A 15,248-nucleotide genomic window follows, 5' to 3' on the forward strand; every position below is an offset into this window, starting at 1 on the left:
ACGGTTGCCGGCCGCCCCCGCTTTAGTCCCAACCGAAGAACCAACACCGAGGATGAGTATGACCACCGCACATGACCTGCCGGTACTTGAACTCCTGCCAGCCGTCGACGTTGTCAACGGCCAGGCCGTCCGGCTGGTCCAGGGCGAGGCGGGCAGCGAAACCAGCTACGGCACCCCCTCGAAGCCGCGTTGAACTGGCAGCAGCAGGGTGCTGAATGGGTCCACCTGGTTGACCTTGACGCTGCTTTCGGGCGCGGTTCCAACGCCGACCTGCTCCGCGAGGTGGTGGGCCGGCTGGACATCAAGGTAGAGCTCTCGGGCGGCCTCCGCGACGATGAGACCCTGGAGGCAGCGCTCGACCTGGGTGTCGCCCGGGTCAACCTGGGGACCGCAGCACTGGAGAACCCTGACTGGACCGCGCGGGCCATCGAGCGCTTCGGCGACAAGATCGCCGTCGGACTGGACGTCCGGGGCACCACCCTGGCCGGCCGTGGCTGGACGAAGGAAGGCGGGGACCTGTGGGACGTCCTGGGCCGCCTGGAGGAGGCCGGCTGCGCCCGCTACGTGGTCACCGATGTGACCAAGGACGGCACCCTGCAGGGCCCGAACGTTGAACTCCTGCGCCAGATGGTGGAGAAGACCGGTAAGCCCGTGGTGGCGTCCGGCGGCATTTCCAGTTTGGACGACCTCAAAGTCCTCCGCTCGCTGGTCCCCTTGGGCGTCGAAGGCGCCATTGTGGGCAAGGCACTCTACGCCGGCGCCTTCACGCTGCCCGAAGCCCTCGACGTCGCCGGCCGCCGGTAGGCGCGGGGAAGCAGCCCGGCCATGCCCAGCTCCGAAGAACCGGTAAGCCCTCCCGCCCGCCAACTCCCCGGCCATATTGCGGCGGCCCTGGCCGGCGCCGGTGGTGCCACGGATTCCGCGGGCCAGCCATGGGCCGGCCGCAGCCTGGCTGGAGATGATGCGAAGATCCACAACTTCGAGGACGACGACGGAACGGCCGACGCCGGCTACCTCACCGCAATTGCCGCGCTCCGGGAGGGGCGGGGCGACGAGGCGGACGTCGTTGCCGCGCTGGCCACGGCCCGCGTGTTCATTCCCATCGTGGCCCAGCTCGCCGAAGAGGCCGGGACAGCGCACGGGCTGCACGCGGACAAGCAGGCGGACATGGCGCTGGTGACGCTGAAGGCCGCCGACGGCAGGACCGCGCTGCCGGCGTTCACTTCTGCGGCCGCACTGGCCGCATGGCATCCCGACGCCCGGCCGGTAGCGGTCTATGCCGCCCGGGCGGCCCTCTCTGCGGTCGCCGAAGGGGCAGAACTCCTGGTCCTGGATCCGGGTGCGGATGTAACCTTCGTGGTGCGCCGCCCCGGTGTCTGGGCCCTCGCCAAGCAGCATGCCTGGACTCCCTCCTACAGTGACCGGGCCCTCGCCGCCGAAATGGGCAACGCTGCCGCCGGCTTCGCGGCCGTCCGCGGCGTCGAACTGTTGCCCGGCAGGGGAGTCGTCGCCAGGGCCGCCGACGGGTCCCTGCTCCCTGGTGGCGGTACCGGGCCGGAACTGCAGGTGGTGCTGTACCTCGAGGACGGCCTGGACGCGGCCGGTGTCCAGGATCTGGTAGCCGGCCTGCAGGCCGAGTGGTCCCGGAATGTATTGTTTGGGGAGCGCGTCGATTCCCTGGAAATCAAACTGAGGCGCGCTCCCGACTAGCCGCCAGCCGGATGGGTGATCCCCAAGGGGCTGCGGCGCATCCTGAAGGACCGCTTTCGTGAATTTCGCTCTCTACCGGGAGTTGCTTGCCGTCCGGCCCATCCGCCGGCTGCTGCTGGTGGGCATGGTTGCCCGGATCCCGCACTCAGCCGCCGGTGTTCTGCTCACCCTGCACATCGTCCTTACCCTGGGCCAGGGCTATGCCGCCGCCGGTGCCGCCGCGGCTGTCATGACCATCGGCATTGCGTTGGGTGCGCCATGGCGTGGCAGGCGCGTGGACACGGCGGGGCTCCGGACCGCGCTCATCCCATCGGTGATCTCGGAGACGGTGATCTGGTCGGTGGTGCCGCACGTGTCCTACCAGTGGCTCCTTCCGCTGGTCTTCGTCGGCGGCCTGCTCACGCTCCCCATCTTCAGCGTGGTCCGGCAATCCCTGGGCGTCCTGGCGGAGGGCGAGCAGCGCCGCACCGCGTTTGCCCTCGACGCCATCACTACGGAGGTGGTCTTCATGATCGGCCCGGCGGCCGGCGCCGTGGTGGCCACCAGCGGCTTCACCACCGCAGGGCTAACGGTGGTGGGCGTTTCAACATCGCTGGCCGGCCTGTTCCTTATGTGGTTCAACCCGCCCACCCGCAGCGAAGGACTGAGCCTGGAGTGCGCGGCGGATGAGCAGCATGCCGCCGAGGCCGCGGTGGTGTCCACGGCCCCGGGGCATGTGCAGGAAGCCGCCGCGGAACTGGCGCCCGCCGGGGCGGCCACCAGCGCCGCGCAGGGCCTCAGGGGAAGACTGGCGGGCGGCTTTTCCTGGTTCACCGCAACAGTCGCGGCCCTCTTCGCCGTTGCCGCGGGCGCCGGAATGGTCCTCAGCGGCACCGACGTCGGCATTGTGGCCGCGCTGGAAATCGACGGCCACCAGAGCGAGATCGGGATCGTCTTCGTCTTCTGGTGCGCGGCTTCGGTGGTGGGCGGTTTGGTCTACGGGGCCATGCACCGGCCCATTCCGCCGATCTTCCTGCTGCTCGGCATGGCCGCGCTGACCCTGCCCATGGCCTTCGCCCACGACACCTGGACGCTTGCCTTTGTCTCCGTCCTGCCAGGGCTGCTGTGCGCCCCTGTGCTGTCCGCGGCCTCCGAAAAGGTCGCGGAGCTGGTCCCGGAGGAGCGGCGGGGGGAGGCAATGGGCTGGTACGGCTCCGCGTTGACCGCCGGAGTTGCGTTCGGTTCGCCGCTGGCCGGGGTCTTCATCGACGTCATGGGCCCTTCCGGCGGTTTCGTCTCCGTCGGAGCCGCCGGCGTGGTGCTCTGCGTCGTCGGGCTCGCGCTTCAGCAGCGGCGCCGCAGGCCGGCCCCTGGGTCTCCCGGCCAGCCGCTTTAAAATGCGACGGCGGGACGGCCCGCAAAGGGGGCGTCCCGCCGTCGGACGGTGCTTGGGGGAGTTGGGCTTTAGTTGACTGCCCCGGTGTACTTTTCGCCCGGACCCTTGCCCGGTGCATCCGGAATCAGCGACTCTTCGCGGAAGGCCAACTGCAGGGACCGCAGGCCGTCGCGCAAGGGTCCGGCGTGCTGGGACCCGATTTCCGGGGCGGCCGCGGTCACGAGGCCGGCCAGTGCGGTGATCAGCTTCCGGGCCTCGTCGAGGTCCTTGAGTTCGGCTGCGTTGTCCTCTTCGGCCAGGCCAAGCTTCACCGCTGCGGCGCTCATCAGGTGCACGGCCGCCGTGGTGATGACCTCGATGGCGGGAACTTCGGAGATGTCGCGGATCTGTTGTGAGACGTCTGCGCCTGCGTCGCCGGGCTCGAAGACGTATGAATTACTGTCTGGGGTGCTCATACTGGTAAGCTTGACACAGACCGACTGGATGTAGTTATTTCAGGGATTGTCCTAAACGATCAGGTTCCCAGCAGCGCTTCGCGGCGTTGACGGGAATTTTTTCTGTAGAATGGCATCCAGTTTGCAAGCGGAGTTCTCTCCCACCCGCGTCAGCCGTTGTCCCGCCCGTTCCTTTGGAACCCGCAGGGACGCAAGGTTGCCGGGTACCTGGTTGGGCATGGGCCGGCATTTGCCGGGACTGTGCACGTGCAGCCCTTAGCGGGTTGCCGGTCCAACCTCTTTGAGGCCTTCGATTGCTCCGGCAATTGGGGGCCTTCTTCATTTGCCGGACTCAACAACAAACACAGGAGCTTTAACATTAGCGAGCCAAGAATCAATGAGCGTATCCGCGTCCCCGAGGTGCGGCTGGTCGGCCCTGCAGGTGAACAGGTAGGAATCGTCCGTATTGAGGATGCCCTGCGCCTGGCTGCCGAGTCCGACCTTGATCTCGTTGAAGTTGCACCTCAGGCGAAGCCTCCGGTGTGCAAGCTGATGGACTTCGGCAAGTACAAGTACGAGGCCGCGGTCAAGGCACGTGAGGCCCGGAAGAACCAGACGAACACCGTTCTGAAGGAAATCCGCTTCCGCCTGAAGATCGACACCCACGATTACGAGACCAAGCGCGGCCACGCCCTGCGCTTCCTCGGTGCCGGGGACAAGGTCAAGGCCATGATCCAGTTCCGTGGCCGTGAGCAGCAGCGTCCGGAGATGGGCATCCGCCTGCTCCAGCGCTTCGCGGACGACGTCGCCGAAGTCGGCGTGGTGGAGTCCAGCCCCCGCATCGACGGCCGCAACATGGTCATGGTGGTTGGCCCGCTGAAGAACAAGGCTGAGGCCAAGGCGGAGGCACGCCGGGCAACCCAGCGCGCCGAGGCCAAGGCCCAGAACGAAGCCAAGGCTGCAGGACGCGTTGACACCTCCGGCCAGGACCAGACCCCCATGACGCAGTCACTGGCGGACCTCCTGCCGGAAGGCTTCACCGTGTCCACCGAGCCGGAGGCACCTGCCGCCGACAACGCTCCGGCCGAAGCGCCTGCTGCCGCTCCTGAGCAGGACGCTCCGAAGCAGGAAGCGCCCAAGGCCCAGGCTCCGAAGCAGGAGGCCCCCAAGGCTCCGGCTCCGAAGCAGGAAGCGCCGAAGGCTGCTGCACCCAAGGCTGCTGCACCGAAGGCCGCCGCGCCGGCGCCCAAGCCTGCAGCTGCCGCCAAGCCGGAAGCGGCTGCGCCGAAGCCGGCCGGTGTGCCTGCGCCGCCCAAGCCGGTGGCCAGGCCTGCTGCACCGAAGCCTGCTGCACGTCCTGCCCCCAAGGCAGTGCCGAAGCCGGCCGGTAAGAAGACCAACTAGTTCACAGCTGCCGGGCCTGTTCCGGCAGTCAGCAACCAGCATGCTGCCCGCGGGGGTGGCTGCGCGATAGAACTGCCGGCCCCCGGGCCCGCAGAAACGTAAGGAGATCGGTTCCCATGCCGAAGATGAAGACCCACAGTGGTGCTAAGAAGCGCTTCAAGCTGACCGGCAGCGGCAAGCTGCGCCGCCAGCAGGCCAACCGCCGCCACTACCTGGAGCACAAGTCCAGCCGCCTGACCCGCCGCCTTGCCGGCGACAAGATCGTCTTCAAGGGCGACGCCAAGGTCATCCGGAAGATGCTCGGCATCTAGTTTCCAAGTTTATTGATGGGCCGCCCGCCGGTGGTCCGTCACCTGCCAAACAGCCTTCTCAGGCCGCCGGGACACCGGCAACAGATGCTTGGGATCAGATTTTCGAAGGAGTACGCACGTGGCACGTGTGAAGAGGGCGGTCAACGCCCATAAGAAGCGCCGGGTTGTTCTTGAACGGGCGAAGGGTTACCGCGGACAGCGTTCGCGCCTGTACCGCAAGGCCAAAGAGCAGCTGCTGCACTCGTTTGTGTACAGCTACGGTGACCGCAAGAAGAAGAAGGGCGACTTCCGCCGCCTGTGGATCCAGCGCATCAACGCTGCGTCCCGCGCCAATGGCCTCACCTACAACCGCCTCATCCAGGGCCTGAAGGCCGCCGAGGTTGAGGTTGACCGCCGCATGCTGGCCGAGCTTGCCGTCTCCGACGCCAACGCTTTCGCCGCACTGGTCCAGGTGGCCAAGGACTCCCTGCCGGCAGACACCTCCGCCAAGAAGGTTGCCGCAGCCTAGCAGCCGCTGCCGCCCCTCGCCTGAGGGGCCAGTTCAGGAACTGGAAGCGTCAGCTACTACAGTTCTTGTATGAACGAATCCGGGCGCCCGCAAGATCTTCCACTGTCCAACCCCCGAGCCGATCGGGTCAGGGACGTGGCAAAGCTTGCAGGGCGCCCGGCCCGTTTAAAGCGCGGCCAGTTCCTTGCGGAGGGGCCGCAGGCTGTCCGGGAAGCCCTCAAGCTCCACCAGCAGCGCCTCGCGGCGGGAGCGCCCGGAGTGGTCACCGAGGTCTTCGCCAGCGAAAGCTGCCTGGACCGCTTCCCCGAATTCGAAGAGCTCGCCGAAGGCACCAACGCCCGGCTGGCCACCGACGAGGTCCTGGCAGCCATGGCGGACACCGTCAACCCGCAGGGAATCGTGGCCGTCTGCAGGTTCGTGGACGTTGCCTTGGCGGACGTGCTCGACGCCGGCCCGCGCCTGATTGCCGTGCTGTGCCAGGTCCGGGACCCGGGAAACGCAGGCACCGTGCTGCGTGCGGCCGATTCGGCGGGCGCGGACGCCGTCATCTTCACAGCGTCCAGCGTTGATATCTACAACCCCAAGGCTGTCCGCTCCACCGCGGGGTCGCTGTTCCATCTGCCGGTCGTCCTGGCCGCAGATCCCGCGGAACTTGCTGCCGCCTGCAAGGCCCGGGGCATCGGTGTCCTCGCTGCCGACGGTTACGGGCAGCTGGACCTCGATGTCCTGCAGGACGAGAACGCCCGCCGCAGGCTCACCGGAGCCGGCCCCGGATCTGATTACGACCTCGCTGCACCTACCGCCTGGTTCTTTGGGAACGAGGCCCAGGGGCTCTCCGAGGCGGAGCTTGAACTGGCAGACCACCGGGTTGCGGTTCCGGTGTACGGTGCGGCCGAAAGCCTCAATCTTGGGACCGCAGCCACCGTGTGCCTCTACGCCAGCGCCCGATCCCAGCGCCGCCCCGCCCCGCTCGCCCAGGACCACAACGGCTAGTGCGTCCGGGCACAAAGAAAGGCCCCGGAAATCCGGGGCCCATTGACTGTTGCTGGACAGATTGATCAGGGTGCGCGAGTGGCTTTCCCGCGTCCGGTGACGGCTCCGTAGATGCCGGCGACAACCAGGCCGCCAACAATAGCGAGAATCCAGGTGCCGAGGTCGAAGAAGGCAAGATCGCCCTTGTTGAACAGGAGGCTGCCAATCCAGCCGCCAACGATGGCTCCAACGACACCCAGGATGAGGCTGGTGACCCAGCCGCCGCCGACCCGTCCGGGCATAACGGCCTTAACGATGGCCCCGACAATCAGGCCCAGGATAATCCAAGCAAGAAAACCCATGTCTCCTCCTTATTGTGACCGGGATTAATAGTCCCGATGAGCCTCAAGCTAACATACCCACCCGGCAAAGTCAGTAGCTCCAAAGCGGGCGTTGCCGCATCGTTAAGACCCGTCACGGGAGGTCTGTTCACTGCTGCCGCACCGGCGAAGGGACGGCCGGGACCAGAGCCCGGGCCGCTCAGGCAGCGAGCGGCCTTTTGCGTTCCAGCAGTCCGCTGAGCAGGGCGACGCCGAAGCCGAGGACCGCAAGGACAGCGCCCACCAGCGCGGGGGCGACGAAGCCCCACCCGAGCGCAATGACAAGCCCCCCGAGGAATGCGCCGAGTGCGTTGGCAACGTTCAGCGCGGCATGGTTGAGGGACGATGCCAGCGACGGTGCGTCGGGCGAGGCGTCGAGGAGGCGGGTCTGGAGTGCCGGGATCAGCATGGAGCCGGAGGCGCCCACCACGAACACCATCACCATGGCGCTCCACGGCCAGTGGGCTGCCACCGCGTAAACCACCAGGGCCACGGCAATGGCCGGGAGGACGCGGTGGAGCGTGCCCATCACGGATTTGTCGGCCAGCCTGCCCCCCACGATGTTTCCGGCCACCATGCCCAACCCGTAGAGAGCCACCACCAGGGGGAGCAGCCCCGGCGGGATGCCGGCAACAGCCGTCATGGTGTGCGCGATGTAGGTGTAGGTGGCGAAGAAGCCGCCGAAGCCGACGATGCCCACCAGGAGGGCCAGCCAGACCTGGAGCCGCTTGAGGGCGCCGAGTTCACGGCGGATGCTCGCGTCAGGGTGCGCGGCCTGGAACGGGACAAACTTCCACACCATGAGCAGTGCCACCAGGCCGATGGCGCCCACCAGGACAAACAGCAGGCGCCAGCCGAAAGTCTGGCCCAGCCACGTGGCGAACGGTACGCCCACCACGTTGGAGACGCTGAGGCCGGCCATGACCATGGAGATGGCCCAGCCCCGCCGGGTGGGGGGCACCAAGGATGCAGCGATCACGGCGGCAACTCCGAAGAACGCCCCGTGGGGCAGCCCGGCGGCAAAGCGGGACACGAGCATCGACCCGTAGTCGGGGGCCATGAATGAGGTCAGATTGGCCACCGTGAAGAACAGCAGCAGGCCCAGGGCCAGGCTCTTGCGGGGCAGTTTGGCGCCGACGGCGGCCAGCAGCGGAGCCCCGACCACCACTCCCAGCGCGTACGCGGAGATCAGGTGCCCGGCTTCAGGGGTGCTGATCCCAAGGCCCTGCTCCACTTCCTTGAGCAGGCCCATCATGGTGAACTCGGTGACGCCGATGCCCACGCCACCCATGGCCAGCGCAAAGATGGCCATGCCGACGCGGGGAGTCGTGGTGCGGGCTGCCGTGGACGGGGAGAGGACGCTGCTCATATGCCTGCTTTTCTGAAGGTGGAACCGGAAAGGGGACGGACGCCACGGCAATGGGGCAGGAAGGTCCGGACAGTGGGGCAAACCCTGGGGGGCGGGCCACTATTCCCCCTGAGGGAGATGCCGTTCCGGGCCCCTCCCATTGTCGCCCATAGAATGGGGCGGTGACTGGACTGATACAGGTGGTTGGCGGGGCAGTAGTGGATACGCTGGCCAATCCGGGGGCGTTGCTGGTGGCACGGCGGAGCGCTCCGGAGCATTTGGCCGGGCTGTGGGAGTTCCCGGGCGGCAAGGTGGAACCCGGTGAGGCTCCCGAAGCGGCGCTGGTGCGCGAACTGGCCGAGGAGCTGGGAATCGGCGTGCGGCTGGGAGCAGAGCTGCCGGCGGAAACCCCGGCCGGCTGGCGCCTCAACGACCGGGCCAGCATGAGGGTGTGGTTCGCCGAGGTGGCCAGTGGCGAACCCGCGCCGCTTGAAGACCATGACGAACTGCGCTGGATCCGGCTGGAGGACCACGCCGCTGTCCTTGGCCTGCCTTGGATACCGGCCGACTATCCGATTGTGCACGCACTCCTGGACTCTGTGTCGGCGCTGGTGCCGCAGTCCCCGGTAGAGGACCGGCCTGCAGGCGGGGCCAACGCCAAAACCGGCTAAAAGAGGGAATCCTGCACGGCTGTCCCGGACACCGAAGAAGTCATCGCGGGGGAGCCTGCAAGGGGTCCGCCGGGAACCGCGGTGGGAATGCTCCCCGCCGGGTACGCCGCTTCCTCGGCCCGTGGATCGTCAAGGTCCCTGTGGCTGAAGCCGGAGGAGTGCGTAAAGCCGTAGCGGGCCTTGAAGTAGCGGACCTTGCCCGCAAGCCACGTCCGGTACTCCTTGGATGCATAGGAACCGGTGCCGTAGAGCCGCCGGTAGCGCCCGGCCAGTTCAGGATGGTTGGCGGCGATCCACTTCATGAACCATTCCCTGGTGCCCGGCTTCAGGTACAGGGCGCCGGCGGTGACGCCGGTTGCTCCGGCGGCGGCCAGGGAAGCGAACAGGGCATCCAGGGCTTCGTCGCTGTCGGAGAGCCACGGCAGGATGGGCATGGCCATCACGCCGCAGGGCAGGCCTGCCTCGCGCAGCCGGGACACCAGTTTGAGGCGGGCCCGGGGCCCGGGAGTGCCGGGTTCGATGGCCTCGGAGAGAGCTTCGTCGGTCATGGCCAGGGAGATGCCAAGTCCCACGGGTACCTGGGCAGCGGCGCGCTTGAGCAAGGGAATGTCACGTGCCAGCAGGGTCCCCTTGGTGAGGATGGACAGGGGAGTGCCGGATTCCGCCAGGGCATTGATGATGCCAGGCATGAGGCGGTACCTGCCCTCGGCCCGCTGGTAGGGGTCGGTGTTGGTGCCCAGCGCCACCTGCTGGCGCGTCCAGGAGGCCTTGTTAAGTTCCTTCCGGAGGACTTCCGCGGCGTTGACCTTCACCACCACCTGGCTGTCGAAGTCCATGCCGGCGTCGAAGTCCAGGTAGGTGTGGCTCTTGCGGGCAAAGCAGTAGACGCAGGCGTGGCTGCAGCCGCGGTAGGGATTCACTGTCCACTCGAAAGGCATCTTCGATCCCGCCGGGACCCTGTTGAGCACAGATTTTGCGGTGACCTCGTGGAACGTGATCCCGGCGAACTCGGGGGTGGTGACGGACCGGACCAGACCGGCAAGCGGAAGCAGCGCGGGGCCGGGTCCTCCTGCGGCATCCGGCGTGGGCACCAGTGCTTGCGCTTCCCATCTCATGGCACCATTCGAAAACATGTTCGAATTTAAGTCAAGGCGCCACGCAGTCCAGCCCAGGCGAAACAACGGCTCGACGCGGCGGGTACGGCTGCGGGCTAGGGCAGCAGCTCCCAGGTGACGGTGACGGCTGCCTCCACCCGGTTCAGGCCCAATTCAACCTGTGGCCCTTCCGTGGCGGATGCCCGCTGCAAACCGGCAAGCGGCACCGGTCCCGGGGCCGGGCGCTGGTCGGTGACGGACAGGACACTGCCCAGGCCGGCCGAGGCCAATGCGGCATACTGCGCAGCGGAACTGAGCGCGTCCTGCCATGCAGCGTCACGGGCCTGTGCCCGGACCCCCGAGTCGTCCGAAAGGACCAGCTGCAGGCTGTTGAGGCGGACATTGTCCCCGGCCGTGTGGACGGCTGCGGAAACGGTGGCGGCCGCGCTGCCTGGGTCCCGCAGCCTGACCGCGAGGCTGCTGGAGGCTATGTAGCCCACAAGCCGCTGGCCTTCACCGTCCCGCCAGGCGAGGTCGGCGCGGACAGCAAGGCCGGCCGAGCGGATATCGTCCGGCCCAACACCCCGGCTGCGGAGGGCCGAGCCAACTGCCGCCAGGTCCTTGCCTGCTGCCGCGTAAGCTTCAACGACCGATTCGGCGCGGCACTCGACACCTATGGAGACAAGCATCAGGTCCGGTGCGGCTTCCGCCCATCCGGTCCCCGTGACGGTGATGGTCCCCGGATCCCGGCTGGCCTGGGGGTCGCGGCCCGTCACGGATGCCTCGCCGCCCGGAGCGGGTAGCCGCCGGCGGCCAGGCCGGCCCGACGCTCAAAGATGTTGGCTGTCCCCGGATTGCCGGTTCGCAGCACGGACCAGCCGGCGGCCACCAGGTATAGGGGGATGAAGGGCAGCCCCAGGCACCACGCGTACTGGCTGCAATGCCGTTCCTCGTGTCCCAGCAGGGCAGGCCGGGACAACAGGTCCTCGGCCGTGCCGCGGCACAGCACCACGTTGCCCAGGGTGTAGGCGCCGGCGAAAGGCAGCCGCCAGCGGTAGCCGGCCGCAATGATCAGCCCGCGCGGGCCGTGCCTGATGTGTGTCCTGGCGGCAAGGGCGACGGCGAGCCCGGCCAGGGTGCTCCCGTTGAGGAGGTTGGCTGCCCGCCTGAGCCGCTGGGCCGTCGTCGGGCCATTCACCGAACCTGCGTGCTGCCGCAAAGTCATGAGGCCATGGTAACTGGAGGGTTCTACTAGACTGGAGGGCAGTGGCCGCCGGTCCTTCCGGCGAGCCCTGACCTGGTCATTGAATGACACTGACGTTCAGCGCATTCATCCATGACCTGCCGGCGACGGACGGGCCGCGCGGGAAACCGTGCATGGCTGACCGGCTGCCGGCAGCCACGACTCGTAGCTAAGAACAGTAGATGACTGAAACTTTGCCGGGCGCCGCCATCCCGAACCCCACGGATGAGGCCGCCATCAACGCCGCTGTAGACCAGGCCATCACCGCCATCGCCGGTGCGGCCACCCTTGACGAGCTGAAGGCGGTACGCCTGGCCCACAGCGGCGAGAAATCCCCGCTCAGCCTTGCCAACCGCGAAATCGGCCGGTTGCCCAAGGACCAGAAGGCGCTCGCCGGAAAGCTCATGGGTGCCTCCCGCGGCCGGGTCAACAAGGCGCTCGCCGAGCGCGCCGAAGTGCTCGAAGCCGAGAACGACGCCCGGATCCTGGTCGAGGAAACCGTTGACGTCACCGCCGCCCCCCGCCGCCGCCGCGCCGGTGCGCGCCACCCGCTGTCCACCCTGCAGGACCGCGTCGCGGACATCTTCGTGGGCATGGGCTGGGAGATCGCCGAAGGCCCCGAAGTGGAATCCGAATGGTTCAACTTCGACGCCCTGAACTTCAAGCCCGACCACCCGGCCCGCGAAATGCAGGACACCTTCTTCGTGGAGCCGCCCGAAGCCCACCTGCTGATGCGCACGCACACCTCCCCGGTGCAGGTCCGCTCCATGCTGGAGCGCGAAGTTCCCATCTACGTGCTCTGCCCGGGCAAGGTGTTCCGCACCGATGAACTGGACGCCACCCACACCCCGGTGTTCCACCAGTTCGAAGGCCTGGCCATCGACAAGGGCCTGTCCATGGCGGACCTGCTCGGCACCCTGGAGCACTTCACCCGCCAGATGTTCGGTGAGGAGGCAAAGGTCCGCTTGCGGCCCAACTACTTCCCGTTCACCGAGCCGTCCGCCGAGCTGGACATCTTCCACCCCGGCGCCAAGGGCGGCCCGCGCTGGATCGAGTGGGGCGGCTGCGGCATGGTCAACCCCAACGTCCTGCGCGCCGCCGGCATCGATCCGGACGTCTATTCAGGTTTTGCCTTCGGCATGGGCATCGAGCGTGCCCTCATGTTCCGCAACGAGGTTGCCGACATGCACGACATGATCGAAGGCGATGTACGGTTCAGCGAGCACTTCGGGATGGAGATCTAACAGTGCGTATCCCACTTTCCTGGCTGCGGGAATTCGCAGCAGTACCGGCCGGAGCAACGGCCGAAGACGTCATGGAAGAACTGGTCAAGGTCGGCTTTGAAGAAGAAGCCGTCCACCGCCCCACGGACACCCTCCAGGGCCCCGTGGTGGTGGGCCAGGTCCTGAGCCTGGTCAAGGAACCGCAGACCAACGGCAAGACCATCAACTGGTGCCAGGTCCGGGTTGTCCCCGAAGGCAAGGAACAGACCCTCACGGGGGACGGCATCGACCCGTCCGGCGTCCAGGGCATCATCTGCGGCGCGCACAACTTCGTTGAGGGCGACAAAGTGGTGGTCACGCTGCCAGGCGCCGTACTGCCCGGCGACTTCCGCATCTCCGCCCGCAAGACGTACGGCCACCTGTCCGCCGGCATGATCGCCTCGGTCCGCGAACTGGGGATCGGCGAGGACCACGACGGCATCCTGGTGCTTTCCCGCATCGGGCTGGACCCAGAGGTGGGCACCGACGCCATGGAGCTCCTGGGCCTCTACGACCAGGCGGCCGAAATCAACGTCACCCCCGACCGCGGCTACGCCTTCTCCATCCGCGGCGTCGCCCGCGAATACGCGCATGCCACCGGCACCGCCTTCACGGATCCCGCCTCCAGGGTCCAGGCACCGGCCGAACTTTCCGGCGGCTACGGCGTCAAGCTCAACGACGACGCCCCCATCTACGGCAAAGCCGGCTGCGACCGGTTCGTGGCCCGCACGGTGCGCGGCGTGGACGCCACCCGGCCCACCCCGCCGTGGATGGTCTCCCGGCTCCGGCTCGCCGGCATCCGCTCCATCTCCCTGCCCGTGGATATCTCCAACTACGTCATGCTCGAACTCGGCCAGCCCACGCACTGCTATGACCTGGACAAGCTCTCCGGCGACATCGTGGTGCGCCGCGCAACCGCAGGGGAGAAGATCACCACCCTGGACGGCAAGGAACGCACCCTTGACGCCGAGGACCTGCTCATCACTGACAACTCCGGGGCCATCGGCATCGCAGGTGTCATGGGCGGCGCGGCCACCGAGGTGAGCGACTCGACGTCGAACATCCTGGTTGAGGCGGCGCACTTTGACGACGTCTCCATCGGGCGTTCCCGGCGCCGGCACAAACTGCCGTCCGAGGCGTCCAAGCGGTTCGAGCGGGGCGTGGACTGGCAGGTGGCCGGCGTCGCCGCCCAACGCGTGGTTGACCTCCTGGTGGAACTGGCCGGCGGCACCGCTGACGAAGCGGGAACCGACGTCGGGACCGCCCCGGACACCGTCACCATCGAGCTGCCCGCAGGCTTCGCCGCTGCACGGATCGGCATCGACTTCACTGGGCAGCAGATTGTCACGTCCCTCGAGGACCTGGGCGCCGTGGTAGCAAAGAACGACGCCGGGTGGACGGTTACGCCGCCGAGCTGGCGCAGCGACTTGGAGACCAAGGAAGACCTCACCGAGGAAATCGCCCGGCTGGTGGGCTACGACAAGATCCCCGCCACCCTGCCGGTCGCCCCTCCGGGCCGTGGCCTGACCCGCGTCCAGCAGCAGCGCCGCCGCCTCATCCAGGCTCTGGCGGACGCCGGACTCACCGAGGTCCTGTCCTACCCCTTCGTGTCCAAGGCGGCCAACGACACGTTCGGCGTGGCTGACGAAGGAGGGGCGCGGACCGCCCTCAAGCTGGCCAATCCGATCAGCGAGGAGCACGGCTACCTGCGCACGTCCATCCTGCCTGGACTGATCGAGGTGGCCAAGCGTAACCACTCCCGGGGCTTCCGGGACCTGGCCCTGTTTGAATCCGGCCTGGTGTTCCTGCCGGAGGGGACCGTGGGAACTGCTGACATCCCGCCGCTGGGCGCCAAACCTGCCGATGAGGTTCTGGACGCACTGTACGACGGCGTCCCGAACCAGCCATTCCACATCGCGGCGGTCCTCACCGGCCACGATTCCCCGGCCGCCGCGAACCACACGCCCCGCGTGTGGGACTGGGCCGACGCACTGGACGTAGCCCGCCTTGCCGGCGATGTGCTGGGAGTGGACCTGGTGGTCAGCCAGGGCAGCCACCAGGCGTTCCACCCCGGCCGCACCGCCCGGCTGGCGCTGCGCACGGGGGAGACCATAGGCTATGCCGGCGAACTGCACCCCAAGCTGCTGGCCGCCTCGGACATGCCTGCCCGTTCGGTGGCACTGGAACTTGACGCCGATGCCCTGTTCGAGGCCGCACCCGATGTGATTGTGGCGCGCCACATTTCCACGTTCCCGGTGGCCACCCAGGACGTGGCGCTCGTGGTCCCGGCCGACGTACCGGCAGACGACGTCCTTGCCGCCCTGCGGGAAGGCGCCGGAGAGCTGCTGGAAGACGTGGCACTGTTCGACGTTTACGCCGGCAAGGGCATTGAGGACGGCAAGAAGTCGCTGGCCTTCGGGCTCCGGTTCCGGGCCGCCGACCGCACCCTGACCGCGGACGAGGCCTCGGCAGCGCGTGAAGGCGCCGTGGCCCTGGCAGCGGAACGCTTCGGAGCCGTCCAGCGCTAGATACTGTT

15 protein-coding genes and 1 pseudogene are annotated in these 15,248 nt (G+C 67.7%); 10 read left to right on the forward strand and 6 right to left on the reverse strand.

Annotation, left to right across the window (positions count from 1 at the left end):
- Positions 1 to 58: 58 nt before the first annotated feature.
- The 3 genes and pseudogenes from priA to NIBR502770_RS04750 all read left to right on the forward strand — a co-directional run bounded on the left by priA (position 59) and on the right by NIBR502770_RS04750 (position 3,085).
- Positions 59 to 804: pseudogene (gene priA / locus NIBR502770_RS04740) on the forward strand (bifunctional 1-(5-phosphoribosyl)-5-((5-phosphoribosylamino)methylideneamino)imidazole-4-carboxamide isomerase/phosphoribosylanthranilate isomerase PriA).
- A 21-nt stretch (positions 805 to 825) separates the two neighbouring features.
- A complete protein-coding gene (locus NIBR502770_RS04745; RefSeq protein ID WP_141181187.1) occupies positions 826 to 1,710 on the forward strand; it encodes an SseB family protein in 885 nt (294 codons plus the stop codon).
- A gap of 58 nt (positions 1,711 to 1,768) precedes the next feature.
- Positions 1,769 to 3,085 (forward strand): MFS transporter, encoded by a 1,317-nt coding sequence (locus tag NIBR502770_RS04750; RefSeq protein WP_141160948.1) that lies wholly within the window; start codon positions 1,769 to 1,771, stop codon positions 3,083 to 3,085.
- Between the two features lie 68 nt (positions 3,086 to 3,153).
- On the opposite strand, the gene NIBR502770_RS04755 is transcribed toward NIBR502770_RS04750, so the two are convergent.
- Positions 3,154 to 3,540, reverse strand: a complete 387-nt coding sequence (locus NIBR502770_RS04755) for a DUF1844 domain-containing protein (RefSeq protein ID WP_141181188.1) — start codon at positions 3,538 to 3,540, stop codon at positions 3,154 to 3,156.
- A 399-nt stretch (positions 3,541 to 3,939) separates the two neighbouring features.
- On the opposite strand from NIBR502770_RS04755, the gene infC reads away from it, so the two are divergent.
- The 4 genes from infC to NIBR502770_RS04775 all read left to right on the forward strand — a co-directional run bounded on the left by infC (position 3,940) and on the right by NIBR502770_RS04775 (position 6,735).
- Positions 3,940 to 4,923, forward strand: a complete 984-nt coding sequence (gene infC / locus NIBR502770_RS04760; protein WP_246857404.1) for a translation initiation factor IF-3 — start codon at positions 3,940 to 3,942, stop codon at positions 4,921 to 4,923.
- Positions 4,924 to 5,039: 116 nt separating this feature from the next.
- A complete protein-coding gene (gene rpmI / locus NIBR502770_RS04765; protein ID WP_009358635.1) occupies positions 5,040 to 5,234 on the forward strand; it encodes a 50S ribosomal protein L35 in 195 nt (64 codons plus the stop codon).
- Between the two features lie 118 nt (positions 5,235 to 5,352).
- Positions 5,353 to 5,742, forward strand: coding sequence for a 50S ribosomal protein L20 (rplT, locus tag NIBR502770_RS04770; protein WP_018763610.1), 390 nt, complete (start codon positions 5,353 to 5,355; stop codon positions 5,740 to 5,742).
- A gap of 69 nt (positions 5,743 to 5,811) precedes the next feature.
- Positions 5,812 to 6,735: an RNA methyltransferase gene (locus tag NIBR502770_RS04775; RefSeq protein ID WP_141181189.1), complete on the forward strand. Its 924-nt coding sequence runs from the start codon at positions 5,812 to 5,814 to the stop codon at positions 6,733 to 6,735.
- 65 nt (positions 6,736 to 6,800) lie between these two features.
- On the opposite strand, the gene NIBR502770_RS04780 is transcribed toward NIBR502770_RS04775, so the two are convergent.
- Complete coding sequence (locus NIBR502770_RS04780; RefSeq protein WP_141160945.1) at positions 6,801 to 7,076, reverse strand: GlsB/YeaQ/YmgE family stress response membrane protein; 276 nt, start codon at positions 7,074 to 7,076, stop codon at positions 6,801 to 6,803.
- 178 nt (positions 7,077 to 7,254) lie between these two features.
- A complete protein-coding gene (locus NIBR502770_RS04785; protein WP_141181190.1) occupies positions 7,255 to 8,463 on the reverse strand; it encodes an MFS transporter in 1,209 nt (402 codons plus the stop codon).
- 161 nt (positions 8,464 to 8,624) lie between these two features.
- Between NIBR502770_RS04785 and NIBR502770_RS04790 the strand changes: the two genes are divergently transcribed.
- Positions 8,625 to 9,113, forward strand: coding sequence for a (deoxy)nucleoside triphosphate pyrophosphohydrolase (locus NIBR502770_RS04790; RefSeq protein WP_141181191.1), 489 nt, complete (start codon positions 8,625 to 8,627; stop codon positions 9,111 to 9,113).
- Here the strand turns inward: NIBR502770_RS04790 and NIBR502770_RS04795 are convergent.
- The 3 genes from NIBR502770_RS04795 to NIBR502770_RS04805 form a co-directional block, all read right to left on the reverse strand.
- Positions 9,110 to 10,228, reverse strand: coding sequence for an Rv2578c family radical SAM protein (locus NIBR502770_RS04795; RefSeq protein ID WP_141183323.1), 1,119 nt, complete (start codon positions 10,226 to 10,228; stop codon positions 9,110 to 9,112). The two genes, NIBR502770_RS04790 and NIBR502770_RS04795, sit on opposite strands and share 4 nt — an antisense overlap.
- 95 nt (positions 10,229 to 10,323) lie before the next feature.
- Positions 10,324 to 10,983 carry an SIMPL domain-containing protein gene (locus NIBR502770_RS04800; RefSeq protein WP_246857405.1) on the reverse strand — a complete coding sequence of 220 codons (660 nt, stop codon included), beginning with the start codon at positions 10,981 to 10,983 and terminating at the stop codon, positions 10,324 to 10,326.
- Positions 10,980 to 11,432, reverse strand: coding sequence for a hypothetical protein (locus tag NIBR502770_RS04805; protein ID WP_141160941.1), 453 nt, complete (start codon positions 11,430 to 11,432; stop codon positions 10,980 to 10,982). The genes NIBR502770_RS04800 and NIBR502770_RS04805 overlap by 4 nt, the downstream gene beginning before the upstream one ends.
- A 200-nt stretch (positions 11,433 to 11,632) precedes the next feature.
- Between NIBR502770_RS04805 and pheS the strand changes: the two genes are divergently transcribed.
- Both pheS and pheT read left to right on the forward strand, forming a co-directional pair.
- Positions 11,633 to 12,694 (forward strand): phenylalanine--tRNA ligase subunit alpha, encoded by a 1,062-nt coding sequence (gene pheS, locus NIBR502770_RS04810; protein WP_141160940.1) that lies wholly within the window; start codon positions 11,633 to 11,635, stop codon positions 12,692 to 12,694.
- A gap of 2 nt (positions 12,695 to 12,696) precedes the next feature.
- Positions 12,697 to 15,240, forward strand: coding sequence for a phenylalanine--tRNA ligase subunit beta (pheT, locus tag NIBR502770_RS04815; protein WP_141181192.1), 2,544 nt, complete (start codon positions 12,697 to 12,699; stop codon positions 15,238 to 15,240).
- Positions 15,241 to 15,248 lie beyond the last annotated feature (8 nt).

This window comes from Pseudarthrobacter sp. NIBRBAC000502770, from assembly GCF_006517815.1.
Lineage (GTDB): Bacteria > Actinomycetota > Actinomycetes > Actinomycetales > Micrococcaceae > Arthrobacter > Arthrobacter niigatensis.

Coding starts and splice junctions, on each gene's coding strand:
- NIBR502770_RS04745 (WP_141181187.1), top strand. CDS start 826: ATGCCCAGCTCCGAAGAACCGGTAAGCCCTCCCGCCCGCCAACTCCCC.
- NIBR502770_RS04755 (WP_141181188.1), bottom strand. CDS start 3,540: ATGAGCACCCCAGACAGTAATTCATACGTCTTCGAGCCCGGCGACGCA.
- rpmI (WP_009358635.1), top strand. CDS start 5,040: ATGCCGAAGATGAAGACCCACAGTGGTGCTAAGAAGCGCTTCAAGCTG.
- NIBR502770_RS04775 (WP_141181189.1), top strand. CDS start 5,812: ATGAACGAATCCGGGCGCCCGCAAGATCTTCCACTGTCCAACCCCCGA.
- NIBR502770_RS04780 (WP_141160945.1), bottom strand. CDS start 7,076: ATGGGTTTTCTTGCTTGGATTATCCTGGGCCTGATTGTCGGGGCCATC.
- NIBR502770_RS04785 (WP_141181190.1), bottom strand. CDS start 8,463: ATGAGCAGCGTCCTCTCCCCGTCCACGGCAGCCCGCACCACGACTCCC.
- NIBR502770_RS04795 (WP_141183323.1), bottom strand. CDS start 10,228: ATGAGATGGGAAGCGCAAGCACTGGTGCCCACGCCGGATGCCGCAGGA.
- NIBR502770_RS04805 (WP_141160941.1), bottom strand. CDS start 11,432: ATGACTTTGCGGCAGCACGCAGGTTCGGTGAATGGCCCGACGACGGCC.
- pheS (WP_141160940.1), top strand. CDS start 11,633: ATGACTGAAACTTTGCCGGGCGCCGCCATCCCGAACCCCACGGATGAG.